General features: G+C 52.5%; 26 protein-coding genes and 2 pseudogenes. 23 read left to right on the top strand and 5 right to left on the bottom strand.

Going from position 1 to position 24,322, the window contains the following annotated elements:
• Positions 1-16 precede the first annotated feature (16 nt).
• From gabD to csiR, 4 genes are all read left to right on the top strand, one after another.
• Complete coding sequence (gene gabD / locus FDX04_RS13735) at positions 17-1,465, top strand: NADP-dependent succinate-semialdehyde dehydrogenase (RefSeq protein WP_079226107.1); 1,449 nt, start codon at positions 17-19, stop codon at positions 1,463-1,465.
• Positions 1,466-1,490: 25 nt separating this feature from the next.
• Positions 1,491-2,774 carry a 4-aminobutyrate--2-oxoglutarate transaminase gene (gene gabT, locus FDX04_RS13730; RefSeq protein ID WP_042313152.1) on the top strand — a complete coding sequence of 428 codons (1,284 nt, stop codon included), beginning with the start codon at positions 1,491-1,493 and terminating at the stop codon, positions 2,772-2,774.
• A 141-nt stretch (positions 2,775-2,915) separates the two neighbouring features.
• Positions 2,916-4,316 (top strand): GABA permease, encoded by a 1,401-nt coding sequence (gene gabP / locus FDX04_RS13725; RefSeq protein WP_137361187.1) that lies wholly within the window; start codon positions 2,916-2,918, stop codon positions 4,314-4,316.
• A gap of 45 nt (positions 4,317-4,361) precedes the next feature.
• Positions 4,362-5,048: a DNA-binding transcriptional regulator CsiR gene (gene csiR, locus FDX04_RS13720; protein ID WP_061382314.1), complete on the top strand. Its 687-nt coding sequence runs from the start codon at positions 4,362-4,364 to the stop codon at positions 5,046-5,048.
• A 12-nt stretch (positions 5,049-5,060) separates the two neighbouring features.
• Here the strand turns inward: csiR and lysM are convergent, their stop codons facing one another.
• Together lysM and FDX04_RS13710 are read right to left on the bottom strand one after the other, a co-directional pair.
• Positions 5,061-5,510: a peptidoglycan-binding protein LysM gene (gene lysM / locus FDX04_RS13715; RefSeq protein ID WP_038632949.1), complete on the bottom strand. Its 450-nt coding sequence runs from the start codon at positions 5,508-5,510 to the stop codon at positions 5,061-5,063.
• A gap of 98 nt (positions 5,511-5,608) precedes the next feature.
• Positions 5,609-5,767, bottom strand: a complete 159-nt coding sequence (locus FDX04_RS13710) for a YqaE/Pmp3 family membrane protein (RefSeq protein ID WP_038632951.1) — start codon at positions 5,765-5,767, stop codon at positions 5,609-5,611.
• 185 nt (positions 5,768-5,952) lie between these two features.
• Here FDX04_RS13710 and FDX04_RS13705 point away from each other — a divergent pair, with 185 nt between their 5' ends.
• The 3 genes from FDX04_RS13705 (at position 5,953) to FDX04_RS13695 (ending at position 7,049) form a co-directional block, all read left to right on the top strand.
• Positions 5,953-6,252 (top strand): helix-turn-helix transcriptional regulator, encoded by a 300-nt coding sequence (locus FDX04_RS13705; protein WP_006687216.1) that lies wholly within the window; start codon positions 5,953-5,955, stop codon positions 6,250-6,252.
• Positions 6,253-6,261: 9 nt separating this feature from the next.
• Positions 6,262-6,789, top strand: a complete 528-nt coding sequence (locus tag FDX04_RS13700; protein WP_079226105.1) for a rhodanese family protein — start codon at positions 6,262-6,264, stop codon at positions 6,787-6,789.
• An 80-nt stretch (positions 6,790-6,869) separates the two neighbouring features.
• A complete protein-coding gene (locus FDX04_RS13695; protein ID WP_038632960.1) occupies positions 6,870-7,049 on the top strand; it encodes a hypothetical protein in 180 nt (59 codons plus the stop codon).
• A 36-nt stretch (positions 7,050-7,085) separates the two neighbouring features.
• Here FDX04_RS13695 and stpA read toward each other — a convergent pair whose 3' ends face one another.
• On the bottom strand, positions 7,086-7,487 hold the full coding sequence (gene stpA, locus FDX04_RS13690) for a DNA-binding protein StpA (protein ID WP_079226104.1): 402 nt from the start codon (positions 7,485-7,487) through the stop codon (positions 7,086-7,088).
• Positions 7,488-8,036: 549 nt separating this feature from the next.
• On the opposite strand from stpA, the gene alaE reads away from it, so the two are divergent.
• Entirely contained in the window at positions 8,037-8,486 is a 450-nt protein-coding gene (gene alaE, locus FDX04_RS13685; protein WP_003037259.1) for an L-alanine exporter AlaE, read from the top strand.
• A gap of 35 nt (positions 8,487-8,521) precedes the next feature.
• Here the strand turns inward: alaE and FDX04_RS13680 are convergent, their stop codons facing one another.
• Both FDX04_RS13680 and FDX04_RS13675 read right to left on the bottom strand, forming a co-directional pair.
• The gene (locus tag FDX04_RS13680) at positions 8,522-8,872 is read right to left on the bottom strand and encodes a DUF2002 family protein (RefSeq protein ID WP_042313139.1); all 351 of its coding nucleotides are present in this window, start codon (positions 8,870-8,872) and stop codon (positions 8,522-8,524) included.
• A 123-nt stretch (positions 8,873-8,995) separates the two neighbouring features.
• Positions 8,996-10,330 carry a PLP-dependent aminotransferase family protein gene (locus FDX04_RS13675; RefSeq protein WP_137361189.1) on the bottom strand — a complete coding sequence of 445 codons (1,335 nt, stop codon included), beginning with the start codon at positions 10,328-10,330 and terminating at the stop codon, positions 8,996-8,998.
• A gap of 90 nt (positions 10,331-10,420) precedes the next feature.
• On the opposite strand from FDX04_RS13675, the gene FDX04_RS13670 reads away from it, so the two are divergent.
• The 15 genes and pseudogenes from FDX04_RS13670 (at position 10,421) to emrA (ending at position 24,317) form a co-directional block, all read left to right on the top strand.
• Positions 10,421-10,852 carry a carboxymuconolactone decarboxylase family protein gene (locus tag FDX04_RS13670; RefSeq protein ID WP_038632976.1) on the top strand — a complete coding sequence of 144 codons (432 nt, stop codon included), beginning with the start codon at positions 10,421-10,423 and terminating at the stop codon, positions 10,850-10,852.
• Positions 10,853-11,132: 280 nt separating this feature from the next.
• A complete protein-coding gene (nrdH, locus tag FDX04_RS13665) occupies positions 11,133-11,378 on the top strand; it encodes a glutaredoxin-like protein NrdH (RefSeq protein WP_042313131.1) in 246 nt (81 codons plus the stop codon).
• On the top strand, positions 11,375-11,785 hold the full coding sequence (gene nrdI, locus FDX04_RS13660) for a class Ib ribonucleoside-diphosphate reductase assembly flavoprotein NrdI (RefSeq protein ID WP_042313128.1): 411 nt from the start codon (positions 11,375-11,377) through the stop codon (positions 11,783-11,785). Before nrdH ends, nrdI begins: the two co-directional genes overlap by 4 nt.
• Positions 11,758-12,555 (top strand): annotated as a pseudogene (locus FDX04_RS13655) (ribonucleotide reductase N-terminal alpha domain-containing protein); the annotation flags it as partial. The gene nrdI and the pseudogene FDX04_RS13655, both read left to right, overlap by 28 nt.
• 67 nt (positions 12,556-12,622) lie before the next feature.
• Positions 12,623-13,627: an IS110-like element IS5075 family transposase gene (locus tag FDX04_RS13650; protein WP_000427614.1), complete on the top strand. Its 1,005-nt coding sequence runs from the start codon at positions 12,623-12,625 to the stop codon at positions 13,625-13,627.
• A 255-nt stretch (positions 13,628-13,882) separates the two neighbouring features.
• A pseudogene (gene nrdE, locus FDX04_RS13645) lies at positions 13,883-15,229 on the top strand (class 1b ribonucleoside-diphosphate reductase subunit alpha); the annotation flags it as partial.
• Positions 15,230-15,239: 10 nt separating this feature from the next.
• The gene (gene nrdF, locus FDX04_RS13640) at positions 15,240-16,199 is read left to right on the top strand and encodes a class 1b ribonucleoside-diphosphate reductase subunit beta (protein ID WP_042313123.1); all 960 of its coding nucleotides are present in this window, start codon (positions 15,240-15,242) and stop codon (positions 16,197-16,199) included.
• 354 nt (positions 16,200-16,553) lie between these two features.
• Entirely contained in the window at positions 16,554-17,756 is a 1,203-nt protein-coding gene (gene proV / locus FDX04_RS13635) for a glycine betaine/L-proline ABC transporter ATP-binding protein ProV (RefSeq protein WP_042313120.1), read from the top strand.
• Positions 17,749-18,813 (top strand): glycine betaine/L-proline ABC transporter permease ProW, encoded by a 1,065-nt coding sequence (proW, locus tag FDX04_RS13630; RefSeq protein ID WP_137361191.1) that lies wholly within the window; start codon positions 17,749-17,751, stop codon positions 18,811-18,813. The genes proV and proW overlap by 8 nt, the downstream gene beginning before the upstream one ends.
• Positions 18,814-18,881: 68 nt before the next feature.
• Complete coding sequence (gene proX, locus FDX04_RS13625; protein WP_048215698.1) at positions 18,882-19,877, top strand: glycine betaine/L-proline ABC transporter substrate-binding protein ProX; 996 nt, start codon at positions 18,882-18,884, stop codon at positions 19,875-19,877.
• Positions 19,878-20,026: 149 nt separating this feature from the next.
• Complete coding sequence (locus FDX04_RS13620) at positions 20,027-21,211, top strand: MFS transporter (protein ID WP_042313311.1); 1,185 nt, start codon at positions 20,027-20,029, stop codon at positions 21,209-21,211.
• 122 nt (positions 21,212-21,333) lie between these two features.
• A complete protein-coding gene (locus FDX04_RS13615; protein WP_079226097.1) occupies positions 21,334-22,071 on the top strand; it encodes an AzlC family ABC transporter permease in 738 nt (245 codons plus the stop codon).
• Positions 22,061-22,396 (top strand): L-valine transporter subunit YgaH, encoded by a 336-nt coding sequence (gene ygaH, locus FDX04_RS13610; RefSeq protein WP_042313111.1) that lies wholly within the window; start codon positions 22,061-22,063, stop codon positions 22,394-22,396. The genes FDX04_RS13615 and ygaH overlap by 11 nt, the downstream gene beginning before the upstream one ends.
• Before the next feature lie 90 nt (positions 22,397-22,486).
• Entirely contained in the window at positions 22,487-23,017 is a 531-nt protein-coding gene (gene emrR / locus FDX04_RS13605; protein ID WP_042313109.1) for a multidrug efflux transporter EmrAB transcriptional repressor EmrR, read from the top strand.
• Positions 23,018-23,144: 127 nt separating this feature from the next.
• Entirely contained in the window at positions 23,145-24,317 is a 1,173-nt protein-coding gene (gene emrA, locus FDX04_RS13600) for a multidrug efflux MFS transporter periplasmic adaptor subunit EmrA (RefSeq protein ID WP_137361192.1), read from the top strand.
• Positions 24,318-24,322: the final 5 nt, after the last annotated feature.

The following is a 24,322-nucleotide window of genomic DNA, read 5'->3' as shown; positions in this document are numbered from 1 at the left end:
AAGACAGGAAGCAATTATGCAACTGAACGATCCAACCTTATTTCGCCAACAGGCGTTGATTGACGGCAACTGGCGTGACGCCAACAACGGAGAGACCATCGCAGTAACGAATCCCGCCAACGGTCAGCAATTGGGTAGCGTACCGAAAATGGGGGCGGATGAAACCCGTGAAGCCATTAACGCCGCGAACCGCGCTCTACCCGCCTGGCGTGCACTGACCGCCAAAGAGCGGGCCAATATCCTGCGCCGCTGGTTCAACCTGATGATTGAGCATCAGGACGATCTCGCCCGCTTGATGACCCTGGAACAGGGCAAACCGCTGGCGGAGGCCAAAGGCGAAATCACCTATGCCGCCTCATTTATTGAGTGGTTTGCCGAAGAGGGCAAACGCATCTATGGCGATACGATCCCTGGCCATCAGGCTGATAAACGCCTGATCGTCATCAAGCAACCAATCGGCGTGACCGCCGCGATTACGCCGTGGAACTTCCCGGCGGCGATGATCACCCGCAAAGCCGGTCCGGCACTGGCGGCGGGTTGCACCATGGTGCTTAAACCGGCCAGCCAAACCCCCTACTCCGCACTGGCGCTGGCAGAGCTGGCCAATCGCGCCGGGATCCCGGCTGGCGTATTCAGCGTGGTGACCGGTTCAGCAAGCGCGGTCGGTAACGAACTGACCGGCAACCCGCTGGTGCGCAAACTGTCATTTACCGGCTCCACCGAAATTGGCCGTCAGCTGATGGAACAGTGTGCCAAAGACATCAAGAAGGTGTCACTGGAGCTGGGTGGCAATGCGCCGTTTATCGTCTTTGACGATGCCGATCTCGACAAAGCCGTGGAAGGCGCGCTGGCGTCGAAGTTCCGTAACGCCGGGCAAACCTGCGTCTGCGCCAACCGTCTGTACGTGCAGGACGGCGTGTATGACCAGTTTGCCGAAAAACTCGAGCAGGCGGTGAGCAAGCTGCGCCTCGGTGATGGTCTGCAACCAGATGTCACCACCGGGCCGCTGATCGACGAAAAAGCGGTCGCCAAAGTGCAGGAGCACATCGCCGATGCCCTGGATAAAGGCGCGCGCATTATCGCGGGCGGCAAGCCTCACGCGCTGGGCGGTAACTTCTTCCAGCCCACCATCCTGGTCGATGTGCCGGACAACGCGAAGGTCGCCAAAGAAGAGACATTCGGCCCGCTGGCGCCGCTGTTTCGCTTTAAAGACGAAGCTGACGTCATCGCGCAGGCCAATGACACCGAGTTTGGCCTGGCAGCCTATTTCTACGCCCGTGATTTAAGCCGCGTCTTCCGCGTTGGCGAAGCGCTGGAGTACGGCATCGTCGGGATTAACACCGGCATCATCTCCAACGAAGTCGCCCCATTTGGGGGGATAAAAGCCTCCGGTCTTGGCCGTGAAGGATCGAAATACGGCATCGAAGACTACTTAGAAATCAAATATATGTGCATCGGCCTTTAATAAAACAAATACTGGAGAACACCTGATGAGCACCAACAAAGAACTTATGCAACGTCGCAGCAACGCCGTTCCCCGTGGCGTAGGACAGATCCACCCTATTTTTGCCGAGCGGGCAGAAAATTGCCGGGTCTGGGACGTTGAAGGCCGCGAATTCCTCGATTTTGCTGGCGGTATTGCGGTGCTGAATACCGGTCACCTGCACCCGCAGATTGTTTCTGCGGTAGAAGCGCAGTTGAAAAAACTGTCGCATACCTGCTTCCAGGTGCTGGCCTATGAGCCATACCTGGAGCTGTGCGAAATCATGAACAAGAAAGTGCCGGGCGATTTCGCCAAGAAAACTCTGCTGGTGACCACCGGTTCTGAAGCCGTGGAAAACGCGGTGAAAATTGCCCGCGCCGCCACCAAACGTACAGGTACGATCGCCTTCAGCGGCGCTTATCATGGTCGTACCCACTACACCCTGTCTCTGACCGGAAAAGTAAATCCGTACTCTGCCGGAATGGGACTGATGCCGGGTCACGTCTATCGCGCGTTGTATCCTTGCCCGCTGCATGGCATCAGCGAAGACGATGCTATCGCCAGCATTCACCGTATTTTCAAAAATGATGCCGCGCCGGAAGACGTTGCCGCCATCGTAATTGAACCCGTCCAGGGCGAAGGCGGTTTTTACGCGGCCACCCCGGCATTTATGCAGCGTCTGCGCGCCATTTGTGACGAACACGGGATCATGCTGATTGCCGATGAAGTGCAGAGCGGCGCAGGCCGCACCGGTACGCTGTTCGCCATGGAGCAGATGGGCGTAGCACCCGATCTTACCACCTTCGCCAAATCTATCGCTGGCGGCTTCCCGCTGGCAGGAGTAACCGGTCGCGCCGAAGTCATGGACGCTATCCCGCCGGGTGGCCTGGGCGGTACCTATGCCGGTAACCCGATTGCCTGTGCCGCCGCGCTGGCGGTGCTGAACATTTTCGAACAGGAAAATCTGCTGCAAAAGGCCAACGAACTGGGGCAAACCTTGCGCGAAGGCCTGCTTGCTATCGCCGAAACGCATCGCGAAATTGGCGACGTGCGTGGGCTGGGGGCGATGATCGCCATCGAACTGTTCGAAGACGGCGACCATACGAAGCCAGACGCCAAACTGACCGCGGAAGTGGTGGCCCGCGCGCGTGATAAAGGTCTGATCCTGCTCTCCTGCGGACCTTACTACAACGTACTGCGCATCCTTGTCCCGTTGACCATTGAAGATGCGCAAATCCGCCAGGGGCTGGACATTATCGCCCAGTGTTTTGCTGAGGCGAAGCAGGGCTAACCCTATAAAAAACGCAATCCATAGGCCGGATAAGGCGGAGCCGCCATCCGGCACATAGGGTCAATAACAATAATACGCGTGCCCCGGCGCGGGAATGCCGGGGTGCTCTCCCAAGTGAAATACTTTCGAGAGGTTTAAAAGATGGGGCAAGTGTCACAATCACATGATTTAGGGGGCGGGCTGAAATCACGCCACGTCACCATGCTGTCTATTGCCGGGGTTATCGGCGCGAGTTTATTCGTAGGTTCAAGCGTGGCGATTGCAGAAGCCGGTCCCGCCGTATTATTAGCTTATCTGTTTGCCGGACTTTTGGTGGTGATGATTATGCGCATGCTGGCCGAAATGGCCGTCGCCACCCCGGATACCGGCTCCTTTTCCACCTACGCCGATAAAGCCATCGGCCCATGGGCAGGTTATACCATCGGCTGGTTGTACTGGTGGTTCTGGGTGTTGGTTATCCCATTGGAGGCCAATATTGCCGCCATCATTCTGCATTCCTGGATCCCTGGCATACCTGTCTGGTTATTTTCTCTGGTTATCACGCTGGCATTAACTGGCAGTAATTTGCTGAGCGTCAAAAATTACGGTGAATTCGAATTCTGGCTGGCGCTGTGCAAAGTGATTGCCATTCTGGCGTTTATTGTCCTCGGCGCGGTGGCGATTAGCGGTTTCTATCCTTATGCCGAGGTTAGCGGCGTTTCACGCCTGTGGGATCAGGGCGGCTTTATGCCGAACGGTTTTGGCGCCGTACTCAGCGCGATGCTGATCACCATGTTCTCCTTCATGGGCGCTGAGATTGTCACCATCGCCGCCACCGAGTCCGACACCCCGGATAAACACATCGTCCGCGCCACCAACTCGGTTATCTGGCGTATATCCATCTTCTATCTGTGCTCCATTTTCGTGGTGGTGGCGCTGATCCCATGGAACATGCCGGGGCTAAAAGAAGTGGGTTCTTACCGCTCGGTGCTGGAGTTACTGCATATTCCGCACGCGAAACTGATCATGGACTGCGTCATTTTGCTGTCGGTGACCAGCTGTCTGAACTCCGCGCTGTATACCTCATCCCGTATGCTCTATTCCCTGAGCCGTCGTGGCGATGCCCCCGCCTTTATGGGGAAAACTAACCGCAGTAAAACGCCTTACGTGGCGGTGTTACTGTCTACGGGGGCGGCGTTCCTCACCGTGGTAGTCAACTATTACGCCCCGGCCAAAGTGTTTAAATTCCTGATCGACAGCTCTGGTGCTATCGCTCTGTTGGTTTATCTGGTAATCGCTATTTCCCAACTGCGGATGCGCAAAATTCTGCTGGCGCGAGGTGGTGAAATTAAACTGAAAATGTGGCTTTATCCGTGGCTTACCTGGCTGGTCATCGCCTTTATTATCTTTGTGCTGGTGGTCATGCTCTTTCGCCCGGCGCAACAACTGGAAGTCATCTCTACCGGGTTATTAGCCATAGGAATTATTTGCACGGTGCCCATTATGGCACGCTGGAAAAAACTGCTATCGTGGCAAAAAGCACCCTTGCAAAATACGCATTAAATCTGTTCCCGGCGCACGCCGGGACATTTATTCAGGAGTAAGACCATGACCGCCATTCCCCAACCGACGGCCATTGATGGATACCGCTGGCTAAAGAACGACATCATCCGCGGTATTTATCAGCCTGATGAGAAACTGCGTATGAGCCTTCTGACCTCGCGCTACGAGCTTGGCGTGGGACCGCTGCGCGAAGCGCTTTCACAGCTGGTGGCGGAGCGACTGGTCACGGTGGTCAATCAGAAAGGGTATCGTGTCGCCCCGATGTCCGAGCAGGAATTGCTCGATATTTTCGATGCCCGCGCCAATATGGAGGCCATGCTGGTCGCGCTGGCCATCGAACGCGGCGACGATGCCTGGGAAGCGGAGATTTTAGCCAGGGCGCATATGCTCAGTAAGCTTGAAGCCGTGGACGCCAGCGAACAGATGCTTGATGAATGGGATCAGCGCCATCAGGCGTTTCACTCGGCGATTGTCGCCGGCTGCGGTTCCCAATATCTGCTGCAAATGCGCGAACGATTGTTTGATTTAGCGGCACGTTACCGGTTTATCTGGCTACGTAAAACGGTGTTGTCAGTTGAGATGCTGGAAGATAAACACGATCAGCATCAAACACTGACCGAAGCGATTCTGGCACGCGATGCCGTGCGCGCTAGCGAATTAATGCGCCAGCACCTGCTGACGCCGATTCCAATTATTCAACAGGCGATGGCCGGCAAGCTGCTGACGGAATAAGCCTGCACTTCATCATTCTTCCGGAATACGTAACACCTGCCCGGGATAAATTTTATCCGGGCTTTTCAGCATCGGTTTATTCGCTTCGAAGATTTTATTGTACAGATTAGCGTTACCGTAAACCTGTTTGGCAATAGCGCTCAGGGTATCGCCCGCTTTCACGGTATAAAACTGACTTTCGCTCGCGGGTGCAGAGGTTTTGACCTGATCGTCTACGCTGGCGATACCGGAGATATTACCAATCGCAATCAGGATTTTCTCTTTCGCTTCCTGGCTTAATCCATCACCAGAAACGGTGGCCTTGCCTTCGTTAATTTGGACGTTCACCTTATCTGCATCGGGGATGCCGGTTTTATTCAGGTGTTCCTGCACCTTCTTCGCCAGATCGGCCGTGTCATGATTTCCGGTGACCGCATCCCAAAGTTTTTCACCTGCATCTTTCACAAAATTGAAGAGTCCCATATCCACCTCGGTTATTAACAAGCAACACCAGGAAGTGTAGCAGAGGAGAGAGGACGGCAAAGAAAACGGCGCAAATGCGCCGTTTATGAAAAGAAATCTTAATTACGCGTTTGTACCCAAAAGGCGTGGATCAAACCTGGAATGTAGCCCAGCAGCGTCAGAACGATATTAAGGATAAACGCCCAGCCGAATCCTTTTCCCAGCAGTACGCCAAGCGGGGGCAGAATAATAGTGAAAACGATTCTCCAGAAACCCATACAAACTCCCTACAAGCAAAAAAGTTAATCATTGTTTAAAAAGAGATTTTATCTCTAAGAGTAGTCATTCTACTCAAATCTGCCAGCCTTCCCCTGCTGTTTTACCCTCTTTTACGCTCTTTACGCTGGCGTACGTTGGTTTTTTATTTTAGAATTTACTTAATTTAGAATATACTTAAATACATATGACAGAACTTGAACAACTCCAGGCCAGCGCTGAACAGGCGGCCGCTCTGCTCAAAGCGATGAGTAACCCGAAGCGGTTGCTGATTTTGTGCATGCTCTGCGGTTCGCCCGGTACCAGCGCAGGCGAATTAGCACGCGCTACCGGCCTGAGTCCTTCCGCTACTTCACAGCATCTGGCGCGTATGCGCGAAGAAGGTCTGATAGACAGCCAGCGCGATGCCCAGCGCATCCTTTATTCCATTAAAAATGCGGCCGTGAATTCGCTGATCGCCACATTAAAAACACTGTATTGCCCATAAGGAGCCATCATGACCATTGGGACGATTTCCCCGCGCGAGGCGCAGACGCTGGTCGCGCAAGGCGCGAAACTGATTGATATCCGCGATGCCGACGAGTACCTGCACGAGCATATTCCTGAGGCGCATCTGGCACCGTTACCCACACTTGAGCAGGGATCGTTGCCTACGAATTTACGCGCCGAGCAGGTGATTTTTCACTGCCAGTCAGGCAAACGCACACAAAATGCAGCGAACAGGCTCAGCGCGATTGCCGCGCCAGCACAAGTCTGGTTGCTTGAAGGTGGAATTGATGGCTGGAAAGCCGCAGGTTTACCGGTGGCAAAAGACAGTTCGCAACCGTTGCCGCTGATGCGTCAGGTGCAGATAGCCGCAGGTAGTCTTGCCTTACTCGGCGTCATTCTGGGTTACGCCGTCAGCAGCGCCTTCTTCCTGCTGAGCGGTTTTGTGGGTGCCGGGCTGATACTCGCTGGCGTGACCGGCTTTTGCGGCATGGCGCGGTTGCTGGACAAAATGCCCTGGAATCGTCGTACTCATTAAGCGGTAATACCTGAATCAGCGCTGTACCCGTCGATTGACGTGATCTATGGTGAGTTGTGCGATAAATAAAGGAGCGCAATATGTTTAAACCTGGCGATCTGGTTCAACCACGCATGGGCGGACCTAAACTGAAAGTTGTCGAAGTCAACGAAGATCAAATTGTGGCGGTACAAGCCAGTAATGAAAGCGGTGAGAAATTCACACTGAAAGCAGCTGACGTGACGCGATATACCGAAGACGGTGATTTCGGCGTCTGCTGAAAACAGGCGGTGAGGATACCCTCACCGCATTTATAATTAGATTAAAAAATCATCAAGAGATTTACCGGCAGCCAGCGCCTGGGCAATTGGCTTTGGTGTACGGCCTTGCCCGGTCCATGTTTTTGCTTCACCGTTGAAATCGATAAAACGATATTTCGCCGGGCGTGGTTGACGTTTTTTGGCTGCCCGCGACGTCGCTGGCGTCATACTCAGCAACTCTTCCGGATTGATCCCATCTGCCTGCATCAGGGCCAGCAAATTATTAATTTTTTCCTGCTGTTCTGCACGTTGGCGCTGAATCTGTTCTTCTTCATCGCGGCGTTCTTTGGTTACTACTCTGAATTTTTCGAGCATATCTTCGAGCACATCAACGGAAAATTCACGCGCCATTACACGCAGCGAGCGGATATTATTTAAGTTTTTTAACATTGAACTCATATTAACAAAACCTCTTTAACGTAAAAATGGTATTACGCCAAATATTGTATGCAACTGATTATTATTTTTCCAGTCTAATTTTTTCACAGATTATTAAACAAATAGCCATTCCCGTTATTTAAATGGCTATCCTGAAACCTGACATCAAATATTTTATATTCCCTGGCTAGTCACTGTAAATATACTCGCATAACGTCTCAGCACATCGTCTGATAAACACATCACTTTATTGTCCGGGGCCGGCACGCGCACATTCTGAACATCAGTCAACTTTCAGAAAAGGAGCGCAAAAAATTCAGAAAAACAAGTCTCCATAACTTATTGATATAAAATGCTTTTAATTAGCTAAACAACGAAAACACCAAAACGAACAAAAATCAAACCAATACAGAGCATTTTATCGACAAAAAGACAATAAATAAAAATTTTAAGCTAGTTGCCAGTTATTATCCAGGCAGATATCCTATTGAAACGCGAAAGCAGCAAGACAAATCACTAGCATCAAAGGTATTCAAAACCTTTTTTCCCCTTTTTACAAGGAGCATTAACATGTTCTCTCCGCAGTCACGCTTGCGTCATGCTGTAGCAGACACGTTCGCGATGGTTGTTTATTGCTCTGTCGTGAACATGTTGATCGAGATATTCCTTTCTGGAATGAGCTTTGAACAGTCACTGTACTCCAGACTGGTGGCCATCCCTGTCAATATTCTGATCGCCTGGCCATACGGCATGTACCGTGATTTGTTTATGCGCGCGGCACGTAAAGCCACGCAGGCTGGATGGGCAAAAAACCTGGCAGACGTGCTGGCTTATGTCACCTTCCAGTCGCCGGTTTACGTGATTATTCTGTTGACGGTTGGCGCGGACTGGCACCAGATTACGGCTGCGGTAAGTTCGAACATCGTGGTATCGATGCTGATGGGCGCAGTATACGGCTACTTCCTTGATTATTGCCGCCGCCTGTTTAAGGTCAGCAGCTATCACCAGGCTAAAGCCTGACACGCCTCTCGCGACTGGCCCTGCCAGTCGCGTTATTAGTTAGCGTTAACGTCGCCAAATAACCCACTCAGATAACGCTCAAGTGCAATACGCGAACTAAAGCCGTGAGGAATACCATAATGCTCATGGTTCTCTCCAGCTAAATACAACGGGAATTGCTGGTAGTGATCGCAGGTTTTAATGTCTGTCGCAGGTTCCGCCAGTGAAGAGCTGCGCTCTTTAAGCGTGGGATGGATGACTAAAGCGGTACGTCCCATACGTGCTTCCCGGTTAACGTACACATAATTTTCACCACGTCGATAGCCGTACGTTTTCGGCGTCACTACATCAACGGTAAAGCCCACTTTTTCAAGTACGCGCGCCACCTCATCAGGTCGTAAATACATATTATTTTCCTCGTTATCTTTTACTGCGGGCTTACCTTACCTGATTCAGCATTAGCAACGCTTTCAGAAAAGTCCATAAACGAGTGAAGACGGTGGGACGAATATCTTAAGAACCGTGCAGATTTATGTCAGCGCCTGCCGCAATTGATATGCCGCCTGCTGCGCCATTTCCGCTGAGCTAATATTGGTAAATGACAATAATATTCCCCCTTGTCCGTTCGGCGTTATACGCCACTGGCTCAAGGCCTGTACGGCCAGACCTGCCCGATTCGCTTTACGCACTAACGCAACATCGTCTGCGTCTACACTCATCACCAGTTGGATCCCACCCTCTTGCGGGAGTACGCTAAAACCGTGTTCGGTCAGGGCATTTTCCATCCACTGACGTCGCTGGGCATAATGTTGACGCATGCGTTTTAAGTGCCGCCAGAAGTGCCCCTCGCGCATAAAGTCCGCCAGCGTTTGTTGCCATAAAACCGGAACGCTACAGGCCGCTAGCGCCACCTGCTGGCGAAAATGTTCGACCTGAGTCATAGACACCACCAGCCATGCCGTGCGCAGGGCAGGAAACATTGATTTGCTGAACGTTCCGGCATAAATCACCCGCTGCGGCGCATCCAGGCTTTTCAACGGCGGCAACGGTTTACCGTGGTAGCGAAATTCACTGTCATAGTCATCTTCAATAATCCATGCCTGGGTGCGGGCCGCCCACTCCAGCAACTGATGGCGACGCTCCAATGAAAGGGCCACACCCAGCGGGCTTTGATGCGCGGGTGTAAGCAAAACAAAGCGCGCCTGCGGGTAATCGCGGATCCCAGCGCAGACATCCAGACCATTGGCATCAACAGGAACCGGCATCAGCGCAATTCGCTCCTGAGCCACCACCGGTCTGATCAACGGAAAGCCGGGATCTTCGACCCACATCCCTTCACCGGGTTGAGACAGCGCGCGCAGGATTAGCGTCATCGATGCCGCATAGCCAGAAGTGATAAAAACCTGCTCCGGCTGGCACTCAATGCTGCGCGAAACGCGCAGGTAATCAACAATCGCCTGACGCAGCCCCCTTTCGCCGCAAACATCCCCCACAGCCAGATCAAAACGCGTTTGGGTGCGCAAACGTCGGCCCATCACCCGCGCCCAGACTTCACGCGGGAAGAGATCGAGTGCGGGTAACCCCATCTGAAAAGGTTGTGGTCTGGGATTTTCTCCTGCGAAGATAGTGGGAGCCGTAGGCGCGGTCTCTGGTCGCAATTGCTCGCTGACAAAAGTTCCCGCCTGCCCACGTCGAGCCAGCCAGCCCTGCGCCACCAGCTCGGAATAGGCATGTTCCACCGTCGAACGCGAAACCCCCAGTTCCTGGGACCACGTCCGGCTGGAGGGCAATCTTGTGCCTGGTTTGAGTTCACCGGTCTCAATGGCATTTTTTAACTGGCGGGCGATTTGTTGATAGCGCGGCATTTATGGTCTGCTTTTTTTGCAACAATATGGCTCTCTGTAGCAGTCCATTATAGTGCTACATTGCGGGTTATCCAAACGAGGAGAGATACCATGACAATGTTACGCCAGCCCTATTATGAACTCAGTCCTGAAATTTATAACGCTCTGGTTCAGGCCAGCAAAGCGCTGGAAAATTGCGCGCTGGAACCTACGCTGACGGAACTGGTGTACCTGCGGGTCTCGCAAATCAACGGCTGCGCATTTTGCCTGGAAATGCACAGTAAGGCGCTGCGCAAAGCAGGCGTTGCGCAGGCCAAACTTGACGCGCTGGCAGGTTGGCGAGTGAGCCACCATTTCAGTGAGCAGGAACGTGCGGCGCTGGCGTGGGCCGAATCAGTCACTCATATCGCCAGCACCCACGCGGAAGATGATGTTTATCTGCCGTTGCTTGACCATTTTAGTGCCAAAGAAATCAGCGATCTGACGTTTGCCATCAGCCTGATGAATTGCTTCAACCGCCTGGCGGTTGGGATGCGCATGTAATTCTGCCCTGCCGGATGGCAGTATAAATGCCTTATCCGACCTACGATGTGTTCCCCTGTAGGCCGGATAAGACGCGACGCGTCGTCCTCCGACACCCCGTCATGCTACATATCCCTTCCCCCGTCACGCTCATCACTTTCCCCTTCATCAATCTAAAATTCCCATATCTTGTATGGTTGAATCTTTTTAAAACTACATCTAGTATCATTTCTATCAAGACACCTACAATCCGACGCTATCAATCGCGTCGATCCTTCACCCATAAATGGAAATACGAATCATGCGTATTGTTATTTACACTCGTAATAACTGTGTTCAGTGCCACGCCACTAAGCGGGCAATGGAAAGCCGTGGGTTTGACTTTGAGATGGTAAATATTGATTTGCAGCCCGATATGGCTGACAGCCTGCGCGATCAAGGCTTTCGTCAGTTACCGGTCGTCGTCGCCGGGGAAACCAGTTGGTCCGGGTTTCGCCCGGACATGATCAACCGTCTGCGTCCACAACCCCATATGGTCAGCGCATGAGCCAGCTCGTCTACTTCTCCAGCAGCTCCGAAAATACACACCGCTTTATCCAGCGTCTGGGGCTGCCTGCCATCCGCATTCCGCTTAACGAACGCGAGCGGATGCGGGTAGACGAACCTTACATTTTAATCGTGCCGTCCTACGGTGGCGGCGGAACGGCGGGTGCGGTTCCGAGACAGGTGATCCGCTTTTTAAACGATCCGCACAACCGCGCGTTAATCCGTGGGGTGATTGCCTCCGGCAATCGCAATTTCGGTGACGCCTATGGTCGCGCGGGTGAGGTCATCTCACAAAAATGCGGCGTGCCGTGGCTCTACCGCTTCGAGCTGATGGGCACCCAAAGCGATATCGACAACGTTCGACAAGGAGTGAGTGAATTTTGGCAACGACAACCGCAGAACGCATAACCCAGCCCACGCTGGATTATCACGCCCTGAACGCCATGCTGAATCTGTACGATCAGGCCGGGCGTATTCAGTTCGACAAAGACCACCAGGCGGTAGAGGTTTTTTTGGCCACGCATGTCCGCCCCAACTCGGTAGCGTTTGCCAGCCCGCAGAAGCGCCTGGAAACATTGATAGATGAAGGCTATTACGATGCCAGCGTGTTAGCTCGTTACGATCGCGCGTTTGTGATAAAGCTCTTTGCCCACGCTCACGCCAGCGGATTCCGGTTCCAGACGTTCCTCGGTGCGTGGAAGTTCTATACCAGCTATACGCTGAAAACATTTGATGGTAAGCGTTATCTCGAAGATTTTGAGGATCGGGTAACGATGGTGGCGCTCACGCTGGCGCAGGGAGATGAAACGCTCGCCATGCAGCTTACCGATGAAATGCTCTCCGGGCGCTTTCAGCCCGCCACGCCAACCTTCTTAAACTGCGGCAAACAGCAGCGCGGGGAGCTGGTTTCCTGCTTCCTGTTACGCATTGAAGACAACATGGAGTCCATTGGCCGGGCGGTTAACTCTGCGCTGCAACTTTCCAAGCGCGGTGGCGGCGTGGCGTTTTTGCTCTCTAACCTGCGCGAAGCAGGTGCGCCGATTAAACGCATTGAGAATCAGTCCTCCGGCGTAATCCCGGTAATGAAAATGCTGGAAGATGCGTTTTCTTATGCCAATCAACTCGGCGCGCGTCAGGGTGCGGGCGCAGTGTACCTGCACGCACACCATCCGGATATTTAATGAGATGGTCACTCCCTCCTTCCCAGTACTATGCTGAGGACAGGCTTTCATTCGGAGAACCATCATGGAAAACATTGCGCTTATTGGTATCGATCTGGGTAAGAACTCTTTCCATATTCATTGTCAGGATCATCGTGGGAAGGCCGTTTACCGTAAAAAATTCACCCGACCAAAGCTAATCGAATTTCTGGCGACATGCCCGGCAACAACCATCGCGATGGAAGCCTGTGGCGGTTCTCACTTTATGGCACGCAAGCTGGCAGAGTTAGGGCATTTTCCAAAGCTGATATCACCGCAATTTGTCCGCCCATTCGTTAAAAGCAACAAAAATGACTTCGTTGATGCTGAAGCTATCTGTGAAGCAGCATCACGTCCATCTATGCGTTTCGTGCAGCCCAGAACCGAATCTCAGCAGGCAATGCGAGCTCTGCATCGTGTCCGTGAATCCCTGGTTCAGGATAAGGTGAAAACAACTAATCAGATGCATGCTTTTCTGCTGGAATTTGGTATCAGCGTTCCGCGAGGTGCTGCCGTTATTAGTCGACTGAGTACCCTTCTTGAGGACAGTAGTTTGCCTCTTTATCTCAGCCAGTTACTGCTGAAATTACAACAGCATTATCACTATCTTGTTGAGCAGATTAAAGATCTGGAATCTCAGTTGAAACGAAAGTTGGACGAAGATGAGGTTGGACAGCGCTTGCTGAGTATTCCCTGCGTTGGAACGCTGACTGCCAGTACTATTTCAACTGAGATTGGCGACGGGAAGCAGTACGCCAGCAGCCGTGACTTTGCGGCGGCAACAGGGCTGGTACCCCGACAGTACAGCACGGGAGGTCGGACGACATTGTTAGGGATTAGCAAGCGGGGCAACAAAAAGATCCGAACTTTGTTGGTTCAGTGTGCCAGGGTATTCATACAAAAACTGGAACACCAGTCTGGCAAGTTGGCCGACTGGGTCAGGGAGTTGTTGTGTCGGAAAAGCAACTTTGTCGTCACCTGTGCTCTGGCAAACAAGCTGGCCAGAATAGCCTGGGCACTGACGGCGCGACAGCAAACTTACGAAGCATAAAGGCAGAAATACACCAGTTTAAACAATCATTCATCTGGTTTTGCGAATACTGATATTGATGATACTAACGGCCCACCGGCCTGTTGAGGAACCTGTAAAACGGAAAGGCTCATTGAAGCCGTATATTTTCTGGAGGTTCATCAGGCGCGGAACTCATCGAGGCGCGGGAATAAAATCCCATTCAGACGCCGGATAGATTCAAGCAAGCCAACTTGTCGTCAAAATCGGTGTTGCAAAAACGGGAGTGACCATAGATTACGTTTTCTGGATACCAAACGTGAAAACGCCGACGAGAAAATCCGTATCAAAACCCTGTCGCTTGGCGTGGTGATCCCAGATATCACCTTTAAACTGGCCAAAGAGAATGCCGACATGGCGCTGTTCTCACCCTATGACGTGGAACGCATTTACGGCAAAGCGTTCGGCGATATCGCCGTCAGTGAACGCTATGACGAACTGCTTGCCGATGAACGTGTGCGTAAAAAATACATTAACGCCCGCGATTTCTTCCAGCGGCTGGCTGAGATCCAGTTTGAGTCCGGCTACCCTTACATCATGTTTGAAGATACGGTGAATCGCGCCAATCCGATTGCCGGTCGTATTAGCATGAGCAATCTGTGCTCCGAAATTTTGCAGGTTAACAGCGCCTCCACCTACGATGAAAATCTCAACTACGCGCAGACCGGACACGATATCTCCTGCAACCTCGGCTCGCTGAATATCGCCCATACCATGGATTCCCCGGATTTTGGTCGTACCGTGGAAACGGCGGTTCGCGGCTTAACCGCAGTTTCGGACATGAGTCATATTCGCAGCGTGCCCTCGATTGCAGCCGGAAACAGCGCATCGCACGCGATTGGTCTGGGTCAGATGAACCTGCACGGATATCTGGCGCGGGAAGGCATCGCATACGGTTCGCCGGAAGGGCTGGATTTCACCAATATCTACTTTTACACCATCACCTGGCATGCGCTGAATACGTCAATGAAGCTCGCCCGCGAGCGTGGTAAAGCCTTTGCCGGATTCAGGCAGTCTCGCTACGCCAGCGGCGAGTATTTTAGCCAGTATCTGCAGGGTGACTGGCAGCCAAAAACCGACAAAGTTCGCGCGCTGTTTGCCGCCAGCGGCATTACGCTGCCGACGCGTGAGATGTGGTCGCAGTTGCGTGAAGATGTGTTGCGCTACGGCATTTATAACCAGAATTTACAGGCTGTCCCACCAACCGGCTCTATTTCCTACATCAACCATGCGACATCCAGTATTCACCCAATCGTGTCAAAAGTGGAAATTCGCAAAGAGGGCAAAACCGGGCGCGTTTACTACCCTGCTCCTTTTATGACCAATGACAATCTGGCCTTGTATCAGGATGCCTACGAGATTGGCCCACAAAAGATCATTGATACCTATGCAGAAGCGACGCGCCATGTCGATCAGGGACTGTCGCTGACGCTCTTTTTCCCCGATACCGCCACTACCCGCGATATCAACAAAGCGCAGATCTACGCCTGGCGTAAGGGCATCAAATCGCTGTACTACATCCGACTGCGTCAGTTGGCGCTGGAAGGGACCGAAATCGAAGGTTGCGTGTCATGCGCGCTGTAAGGAGGAGATCATGACATTATCCCGCGTGAGCGCCATCAACTGGAACAAGATTGAAGATGATAAAGACCTTGAAGTATGGAATCGCCTGACCAGTAACTTCTGGCTACCGGAAAAAGTCCCGCTCTCTAACGACGTCCCGTCCTGGCAAACGTTGAACGCTGCCGAGCAGCAGTTAACTATCCGCGTTTTTACCGGGCTAACGCTACTCGACACCATTCAGAATGTTGCCGGTGCGCCAGCGCTAATGGCGGATTCATTAACACCACACGAAGAAGCGGTGCTGTCGAATATCAGCTTTATGGAAGCCGTTCACGCCCGCTCATACAGCTCTATTTTCTCCACGCTTTGCCAGACCAAAGATGTGGATGCAGCTTACGCCTGGAGTGAGGAAAATAATCCGCTCCAACGTAAGGCGCAGATTATTCTGGCCCATTACGCCAGCGATAATCCGTTGCGGAAGAAAATTGCCAGCGTGTTTCTGGAATCCTTCCTGTTCTATTCCGGCTTCTGGTTGCCGATGTATTTCTCCAGCCGCGGCAAACTGACGAATACCGCCGATCTCATTCGTCTGATCATTCGTGATGAAGCGGTCCACGGGTATTACATTGGTTATAAATTTCAAAAAGGCCTGGAGTATATTTCTGAATCCGCACGCGAGGAGTTAAAGAATTTTGCCCTCGACCTGCTCATGGAACTGTATGATAACGAAGCGCGTTATACGGAAGAATTGTATGCAGAAACCGGTTGGGTGGATGACGTCAAAGCCTTCCTCTGTTACAACGCCAATAAGGCATTAATGAATTTGGGTTATGAGGCGTTATTCCCGCCAGAGATGGCGGAGGTTAACCCGGCAATCCTTGCCGCGCTGTCGCCCAATGCAGACGAAAACCACGATTTCTTCTCAGGTTCTGGCTCATCTTATGTAATGGGCAAAGCGGTCGAAACTGAAGACGACGACTGGAATTTTTAACTCTCATTTTCACGGGAAATACCGTACATTTTTCGCGGAAATATTTTAACAGGATCACACTTTTATCGTGCAAATATAATTGTGTGATCTACACTCAATATCAGCCGCATTATTCGCCTGCATTCCATCAATTCAGGCGCCTTTTCATTGGCATTTACAAAAAATATCAGTCTACTCATATTCGCGCTCAGCCCTTATATCACGGGAAGTCCCGCCATCTCAGCTTCGGCAATATTCATGCCACAACTAAATTCAGGGTTGTCTCAGATTCTCAGTATGTTAGGGTAGAAAAAGGTCACTATTTCCATCAGGTAATATATCGATATAAACAAATAACAGGAATCATTCTATTGCATGGCAATTAAATTAGAAGTGAAGAACCTCTATAAGATATTTGGCGAGCATCCTCAGAGAGCGTTCAAATATATTGAAAAAGGACTTACCAAAGAGCAAATTCTGGATAAAACAGGGCTATCGCTTGGCGTTAAAGACGCCAGTCTGGCCATTGAAGAAGGCGAGATATTTGTCATCATGGGATTATCCGGCTCGGGTAAATCCACAATGGTACGCCTTCTCAATCGCCTGATTGAACCCACCCGCGGACAGGTACTGATCGACGGCGTAGATATCGCCCGGATCTCCGATGCCGAACTCCGCGAGGTGCGCAGAAAAAAGATTGCGATGGTCTTTCAGTCCTTTGCCCTGATGCCGCATATGACGGTGCTGGACAATACGGCATTCGGCATGGAATTAGCCGGCGTCGCCGCGGATGAACGTCGCGAAAAGGCGCTGGATGCTCTACGTCAGGTTGGTCTGGAGAATTACGCTCACGCTTACCCGGATGAACTTTCCGGGGGGATGCGTCAGCGTGTAGGTCTCGCCCGCGCATTAGCCATTAACCCTGACATCTTATTAATGGATGAGGCCTTCTCAGCCCTCGATCCATTAATTCGCACCGAGATGCAGGATGAACTGGTAAAACTCCAGGCGAAGCATCAACGTACGGTGGTCTTTATTTCCCATGATCTCGACGAAGCTATGCGTATTGGCGACAGAATTGCCATTATGCAAAACGGTGAAGTGGTACAGGTCGGTACACCGGATGAAATCCTGAATAATCCGGCTAATGATTATGTACGCACCTTCTTCCGCGGCGTTGATATTAGCCAGGTGTTCAGCGCAAAAGATATTTCCCGCCGTAGCCCCGAAGGTTTAATTCGTAAAACACCAGGCGTAGGCCCTCGTTCGGCGCTGCAATTATTGCAGGACAAAGATCGCGAATATGGTTACGTGATCGAACGTGGCAATAAATTCGTCGGCGTCGTCTCGATCGACTCACTAAAAACCGCGCTTAGTCAGGCGCAAGGTATTGAAGCGGCGTTGATCAATGAACCGCTGGCTGTCGATGCACAAACTCCTCTCAGCGAGTTGCTTTCTCATGTCGGCCAGGCACCGTGTGCGGTACCGGTTGTTGACGAGGAACAGCAGTATGTGGGCGTCATTTCAAAACGCATGCTGTTACAGGCTTTAGATCGTGAGGGGGCAAACAATGGCTGATCAAACTAATCCGTGGGATACCACACCAGCGGCCGATAGCGCCGCACAAACCGCCGATGCCTGGAGCACGCCGTCTGGCGCACCTACTGACGGCGGTAGCGCAGACTGGCTGACCAGCGCGCCCGCGCCGGCACCAGAGCATTTCAACATTATGGATCCGTTCCATAAGACGCTGATCCCATTGGACAGTTGGGTCACCGAGGGGATCGACTGGGTGGTTACCCATTTTCGTCCGGTCTTCCAGGGCATCCGTGTACCGGTGGATTACATTCTCAACGGCTTCCAGCAAATGCTGTTGGGTATGCCTGCCCCCGTGGCGATTATTCTGTTCGCCCTGATCGCCTGGCAGATTTCCGGCGTTGGAATGGGTGTCGCGACGCTGATTTCGTTGATTGCTATCGGCGCCATTGGCGCGTGGTCGCAAGCGATGATCACGCTGGCGCTGGTGCTGACCGCATTACTGTTCTGTGTGGTGATCGGTCTGCCGATGGGCATCTGGTTGGCGCGCAGCCCTCGGGCGGCAAAGATTGTTCGTCCGTTGCTGGATGCGATGCAAACCACCCCCGCCTTCGTGTATTTGGTGCCGATTGTCATGCTGTTCGGTATTGGTAACGTCCCTGGCGTAGTGGTGACGATTATCTTCGCCCTGCCGCCAATCGTCCGTCTGACCATTCTGGGGATTAACCAGGTGCCGGCCGACCTGATTGAAGCCTCGCGCTCGTTTGGCGCCAGCCCACGTCAAATGCTGTTTAAAGTGCAGCTCCCGCTGGCGATGCCCACCATTATGGCCGGGGTTAACCAAACGCTGATGCTGGCGCTCTCGATGGTGGTCATCGCCTCGATGATTGCCGTTGGCGGATTGGGTCAGATGGTTCTGCGCGGAATTGGTCGTCTGGATATGGGATTAGCCACGGTTGGTGGCGTTGGGATTGTGATCCTCGCCATCATCCTGGACCGCCTGACGCAGGCCGTTGGTCGCGATTCGCGTAGCCGGGGCAACCGTCGCTGGTACACCACTGGTCCCGTTGGGCTTATCACTCGCCCTTTCACGAAGTAATACACCCGTTGCCCGGTAGCGCTGTGCTTACCGGGCCTATACGTCCCTCCAATAATTAAGGAACAACGATGCGACAGAAAGTTATTATTGCCACAGCGTTTGCCACCCTTGTCTCCACCAGCGCTTTCGCTGCCGACCTGCCAGGCAAAGGCATCACCGTACAGCCAATCCAGAGCACTATCTCTGAAGAATCCTTCCAGACGCAGCTGGTCGCCCGCGCGCTGGAGAAACTGGGTTACACCGTTAACAAAACCAGCGAAGTTGACTACAACGTCGGCTATACCTCCATTGCCTCTGGCGATGCAACTTTTACCGCCGTGAACTGGCAGCCGCTGCATGATGATATGTACGCCGCGGCGGGCGGAGACAAAAAGTTTTATCGCGAGGGGGTATTCGTTACGGGTGCTGCACAGGGTTATCTGATCGACAAAAAAACTGCTGAGCAGTACAAAATCACCAACATCGCCCAGTTAAAAGATCCCAAGATTGCCAAAATTTTTGACACCAACGGTGACGGAAAAGCCGATATGATGGGCTGTTCTCCTGGCTGGGGTTGTGAAGCGGTGATCAACCACCAGAACAAAGCCTTCGATCTGGAAAAAACGGTCGAGGTCAGCCACGGTAACTATGCGGCGATGATGGCAGACACCATCACCCGCTTTAAAGAAGGCAAACCGATCCTCTACTACACCTGGACTCCGTACTGGGTCAGCGACGTGATGAAGCCGGGCAAAGATGTGGTCTGGTTGCAGGTACCATTCTCTTCCCTGCCGGGTGAGCAGAAAGATATCGATACCAAACTGCCAAACGGTGCAAACTACGGTTTCCCGGTGAACACCATGCACATCGTCGCCAACAAAGCCTGGGCGGAGAAAAACCCAGCGGCAGCGAAACTGTTCGCTATCATGAAATTACCGTTGGCGGATATCAACGCACAGAACGCGATGATGCATGACGGTAAAGCGTCTGAAGCCGATGTTCAGGGTCACGTAGACGGCTGGATCAAAGCCCACCAGCAGCAGTTCGACGGCTGGGTAAACGAAGCGCTGGCTGCGCAGAAATAACATCGACTGAATGCCGGATACGCTAACGCTTATCCGGCCTGTTTCCCTCTATCCCCCCTAAACCGCACAATCCATCACCCAACAAATCAGCAACAGTTAATCACTTCCGTTATGATTGTTTTCTGCAACCCATTATTCAGTTGAAAACCATGACGAAAACCACTCAGGGACTTAGCCCTTCGCTGATCCTGTTAATGTCTATCGCCACCGGCCTTGCCGTCGCCAGTAACTATTACGCGCAACCGCTGCTCGACACCATCGCCCGCAACTTCTCACTGTCTGCCAGTACAGCGGGATTCATCGTCACCGCGGCCCAGCTCGGCTATGCCGCAGGTTTGCTATTCCTGGTACCGCTTGGCGATATGTTTGAGCGTCGGATGTTGATTGTTTCCATGACATTGTTAGCGGCAGGCGGCATGCTGATTACCGCCAGCAGCCAGTCGCTGGGCATGCTGATCCTCGGCACCGCCCTGACCGGGTTGTTCTCGGTAGTGGCGCAGATCCTGGTTCCACTGGCGGCAACGCTTGCCACCCCGGACAAGCGCGGGAAAGTCGTCGGGACGATTATGAGCGGCCTGTTGCTGGGTATTCTGCTGGCGCGCACCGTAGCGGGGTTACTGGCGAACCTTGGCGGTTGGCGCACCGTATTTTGGGTGGCATCGATATTGATGGCGTTGATGGCGATTGCGCTGTGGCGCGGTCTGCCGAAGATGAAATCAGATACCCATCTTAACTATCCGCAACTGTTAGGCTCCGTATTCAGCCTGTTTATCCACGATAAACTGCTGCGTACCCGCGCGATGCTGGGCTGTCTGACCTTTGCCAACTTCAGCATTCTGTGGACCTCAATGGCATTTTTGCTCGCCGCGCCGCCGTTTAACTATTCAGAGGGGATGATCGGTCTGTTCGGTCTAGCGGGGGCGGCTGGTGCGTTAGGCGCGCGCCCGGCGGGTGGCTTTGCCGATAAAGGAAAATCACATCTCACCACAACCGTCGGCCTGTTGTTACTGTTGCTCTCGTGGCTGGCTATCTGGCTCGGGCATACTTCGGTGCCAATGCTGATTATCGGCATCCTGATTCTGGATCTCACCGTTCAGGGAGTGCATATCACTAACCAGACGGTTATTTATCGCATTCATCCGGATGCACGTAACCGTCTGACCGCCGGCTACATGACCAGCTATTTTATTGGCGGGGCCGCTGGTTCGTTGATTTCCGCTTCCGCCTGGCAGCATGCCGGTTGGGCTGGCGTTTGTCTGGCGGGTACTACCGTTGCCGTACTCAACCTGTTGGTCTGGTGGCGAGGTTTTCACCGTCAGGAAGCCGTAAATTAAGCGTATAGCGCTTGTTTACCGCTGATTGGGCTCCACAGGGTGTTAAGGAGCCCATCAGTCTGCTAAGGTTATAACTCATTGAACCAAGTTATATTAATTTCGGTAATGAAACCTATAACCCTATGGAAAGCCCTATACCCCAGTCCGGATCCCGTTCGGCGACGTTAACGGAAGGATGCAAAGACAGTCTACCGATAGTTATCAGCTATATTCCGGTCGCTTTTGCATTTGGTCTCAATGCTACTCGCCTTGGCTTTACGCCGGTCGAAAGCCTCTTTTTCTCCTGCATTATCTATGCGGGAGCCAGCCAGTTTGTCATTACCACCATGCTTGCCGCAGGCAGTTCTTTGTGGGTCGCCGCACTGACCGTTATGGCTATGGATGTCCGCCATGTTTTATACGGTCCCTCCCTGCGCAGCCGTATCACACAGCGACTGAACAAACCCAAAAGCGCGCTGTGGGCCTTTGGCCTCACCGATGAAGTCTTTGCCGCCGCAACGGCTAAACTGGTACGGGATAATCGGCGCTGGAGTGAAAACTGGATGATTGGCATTGCGCTATGTTCCTGGGCTTCCTGGGTATTCGGCACGGTGGTCGGCGCGTTTTCCGGTAGTGGTTTACTCAAAGATTATCCCGCGGTTGAAGCGGCACTGGGCTTCATGCTTCCGGCGCTATTTATGAGTTTCCTGCTCGCCTCTTTCCAGCGTCAACAGGCGCTCTGCGTGACTGCCGCACTGGCTGGCGCGCTGGCGGGGGTAATACTCTTTTCTATCCCTGCCGCCATCCTTTTGGGCATCGTCTGCGGATGCCTGACCGCGTTGCTCCAGTCATTTTGGCAGGGAGGACCGGATGAGCTATGAAGTTTTACTGCTCGGCCTGCTGGTCGGCTGCGTGAATTACTGCTTTCGCTATTTACCGCTCCGTCTTGGGGTGGGGAATGTTCGCCCGACAAGACGCGGCGCGACGGGCATATTACTCGACACCATTGGCATTGCATCAATTTGCGCCCTGTTGGTGGTGTCTACCGCGCCAGAAGTGATGCACGATGCTCGCCGGTTCGTGCCTACGCTGGTGGGGTTTGTCATACTGGGCGCAAGCTTCTATAAGACCCGCAGCATCATCATTCCGACCTTACTGAGTGCTCTGGGCTACGGATTAGCCTGGAAAATGCTGGTTGGCTTATAGATAAAAACAATCATTTTAAATAAATAATACATTTACTTTATTTGTCACTGTCGTTACTATATCGGCTGAAATTAATGAGGTTATACCCAAATGGATAGTTCGTTTACGCCCATTGAACAAATGCTAAAATTTCGCGCCAGCCGCTACGAAGAGTTCCCTTATCAGGAAGTGCTTCTGACTCGTCTTTGCATGCACATGCAAGGCAAGCTGCTGGAAAATCGCAATAAGATGCTGAAAGCTCAAGGGATTAACGAGACATTGTTTATGGCGTTGATTACGCTGGAGTCTCAGGAAAACCACAGTATTCAGCCTTCTGAACTGAGTTGCGCGCTTGGCTCGTCACGGACTAACGCTACCCGCATTGCGGATGAGTTAGAAAAACGTGGCTGGATTGAACGTCGCGAAAGCGATAACGATCGCCGCTGTCTGCATCTGCAATTGACCGAAAAAGGCCATGCTTTTTTGCAAGAGGTTTTACCACCTCAGCACAACTGCCTGCATCAACTCTGGTCATCTCTCAGCACCACCGAAAAAGATCAGCTTGAGCAAATCACCCGTAAACTTCTGACCCGTCTTGATCAGATGGAGCAGGATGGCACGGTATTAGAAGCGCTGCGCTAACGCGCTGACTCGCTCAGAAATCCAGATTTATAAATGAAAACCGACAGGCCAGCACGCATACTGCTGGCCTTTCTGATGAACAGGTCGGCTCAGCCGATGTGAAAAAAATAAGATCGTGGAGAACAACATGAGCGCAAATGCGGAGACTCAAACCCCGCAGCAACCGGTTAAGAAGAATGGCAAACGTAAAAATGCGCTGCTCCTTCTGACCTTGCTCTTTATTATCATTGCCGGGGCTATTGGGATTTATTGGTTTTTAGTACTGCGTCATGTCGAAGAGACGGACGATGCGTACGTGGCAGGGAACCAAGTTCAAATCATGGCGCAGGTATCAGGCAGCGTGACGAAAGTCTGGGCTGATAACACTGACTTTGTTAAACAAGGCGATGTGCTGGTTACCCTCGATCAGACGGATGCTAAGCAGGCATTTGAAAAAGCCAAAACGGCATTGGCTTCCAGCGTGCGCCAGACGCACCAGCTGATGATCAACAGCAAGCAGTTACAGGCAAGCATTGAAGTGCAGAAAACCGCTCTGGCACAGGCGCAAAGCGATTTTAATCGTCGCGTACCGCTGGGCAATGCGAACCTGATTGGCCGCGAAGAACTGCAACATGCGCGTGATGCCGTTGCCAGCGCTCAAGCGCAGCTTGATGTCGCAATCCAACAATATAATGCTAACCAGGCGATGATTCTCGGCAGCAAGCTGGAAGATCAGCCTGCCGTGCAACAGGCCGCCACCGAAGTGCGCAACGCCTGGCTGGCGCTGGAACGTACCAGAATCGTCAGTCCAATGACCGGCTATGTTTCCCGTCGTTCCGTCCAGCCTGGCGCGCAAATCAGCCCAACCACGCCGCTGATGGCGGTTGTTCCGGCCACCAACCTGTGGGTCGATGCCAACTTTAAAGAAACGCAGCTTGCGCACATGCGTATCGGCCAGCCTGCGACGGTTATCAGTGATATTTACGGCGATGACGTGAAATACACCGGTAAAATTGTTGGCCTGGATATGGGTACGGGCAGCGCCTTTTCTCTCCTGCCTGCGCAAAACGCAACCGGTAACTGGATCAAAGTCGTCCAGCGTCTGCCGGTACGTATCGAACTGGATGCGCAGCAACTGGCGCAGCATCCGCTGCGGATCGGTTTGTCCACGCTGGTTACGGTGGATACCTCAAATCGCGACGGACAAATTCTGGCAAGCCAGGTCCGTACCACACCGGTATCAGAAAGTAATGCACGTGAAATCAACCTTGATCCGGTCAATAAGATGATCGAAGAGATCGTGCGGGCCAACGCGGGCTAATTCAA

The sequence above is a fragment of the Citrobacter sp. wls615 genome (assembly GCF_005281355.1).
GTDB classification, from domain to species: Bacteria; Pseudomonadota; Gammaproteobacteria; order Enterobacterales; family Enterobacteriaceae; genus Citrobacter; species Citrobacter werkmanii.
The sequence above is the reverse complement of the archived record's forward strand: the minus strand, read 5'-3'. Positions and strand labels throughout refer to the sequence as shown.

Bases quoted from the DNA above. Each gene is read 5' to 3' on its own strand.
- gabD (WP_079226107.1), top strand. From the start codon at position 17: ATGCAACTGAACGATCCAACCTTATTTCGCCAACAGGCGTTGATTGAC.
- gabT (WP_042313152.1), top strand. From the start codon at position 1,491: ATGAGCACCAACAAAGAACTTATGCAACGTCGCAGCAACGCCGTTCCC.
- gabP (WP_137361187.1), top strand. From the start codon at position 2,916: ATGGGGCAAGTGTCACAATCACATGATTTAGGGGGCGGGCTGAAATCA.
- csiR (WP_061382314.1), top strand. From the start codon at position 4,362: ATGACCGCCATTCCCCAACCGACGGCCATTGATGGATACCGCTGGCTA.
- lysM (WP_038632949.1), bottom strand. From the start codon at position 5,510: ATGGGACTCTTCAATTTTGTGAAAGATGCAGGTGAAAAACTTTGGGAT.
- FDX04_RS13710 (WP_038632951.1), bottom strand. From the start codon at position 5,767: ATGGGTTTCTGGAGAATCGTTTTCACTATTATTCTGCCCCCGCTTGGC.
- FDX04_RS13705 (WP_006687216.1), top strand. From the start codon at position 5,953: ATGACAGAACTTGAACAACTCCAGGCCAGCGCTGAACAGGCGGCCGCT.
- FDX04_RS13700 (WP_079226105.1), top strand. From the start codon at position 6,262: ATGACCATTGGGACGATTTCCCCGCGCGAGGCGCAGACGCTGGTCGCG.
- FDX04_RS13695 (WP_038632960.1), top strand. From the start codon at position 6,870: ATGTTTAAACCTGGCGATCTGGTTCAACCACGCATGGGCGGACCTAAA.
- stpA (WP_079226104.1), bottom strand. From the start codon at position 7,487: ATGAGTTCAATGTTAAAAAACTTAAATAATATCCGCTCGCTGCGTGTA.
- alaE (WP_003037259.1), top strand. From the start codon at position 8,037: ATGTTCTCTCCGCAGTCACGCTTGCGTCATGCTGTAGCAGACACGTTC.
- FDX04_RS13680 (WP_042313139.1), bottom strand. From the start codon at position 8,872: ATGTATTTACGACCTGATGAGGTGGCGCGCGTACTTGAAAAAGTGGGC.
- FDX04_RS13675 (WP_137361189.1), bottom strand. From the start codon at position 10,330: ATGCCGCGCTATCAACAAATCGCCCGCCAGTTAAAAAATGCCATTGAG.
- FDX04_RS13670 (WP_038632976.1), top strand. From the start codon at position 10,421: ATGACAATGTTACGCCAGCCCTATTATGAACTCAGTCCTGAAATTTAT.
- nrdH (WP_042313131.1), top strand. From the start codon at position 11,133: ATGCGTATTGTTATTTACACTCGTAATAACTGTGTTCAGTGCCACGCC.
- nrdI (WP_042313128.1), top strand. From the start codon at position 11,375: ATGAGCCAGCTCGTCTACTTCTCCAGCAGCTCCGAAAATACACACCGC.
- FDX04_RS13650 (WP_000427614.1), top strand. From the start codon at position 12,623: ATGGAAAACATTGCGCTTATTGGTATCGATCTGGGTAAGAACTCTTTC.
- nrdF (WP_042313123.1), top strand. From the start codon at position 15,240: ATGACATTATCCCGCGTGAGCGCCATCAACTGGAACAAGATTGAAGAT.
- proV (WP_042313120.1), top strand. From the start codon at position 16,554: ATGGCAATTAAATTAGAAGTGAAGAACCTCTATAAGATATTTGGCGAG.
- proW (WP_137361191.1), top strand. From the start codon at position 17,749: ATGGCTGATCAAACTAATCCGTGGGATACCACACCAGCGGCCGATAGC.
- proX (WP_048215698.1), top strand. From the start codon at position 18,882: ATGCGACAGAAAGTTATTATTGCCACAGCGTTTGCCACCCTTGTCTCC.
- FDX04_RS13620 (WP_042313311.1), top strand. From the start codon at position 20,027: ATGACGAAAACCACTCAGGGACTTAGCCCTTCGCTGATCCTGTTAATG.
- FDX04_RS13615 (WP_079226097.1), top strand. From the start codon at position 21,334: ATGGAAAGCCCTATACCCCAGTCCGGATCCCGTTCGGCGACGTTAACG.
- ygaH (WP_042313111.1), top strand. From the start codon at position 22,061: ATGAGCTATGAAGTTTTACTGCTCGGCCTGCTGGTCGGCTGCGTGAAT.
- emrR (WP_042313109.1), top strand. From the start codon at position 22,487: ATGGATAGTTCGTTTACGCCCATTGAACAAATGCTAAAATTTCGCGCC.
- emrA (WP_137361192.1), top strand. From the start codon at position 23,145: ATGAGCGCAAATGCGGAGACTCAAACCCCGCAGCAACCGGTTAAGAAG.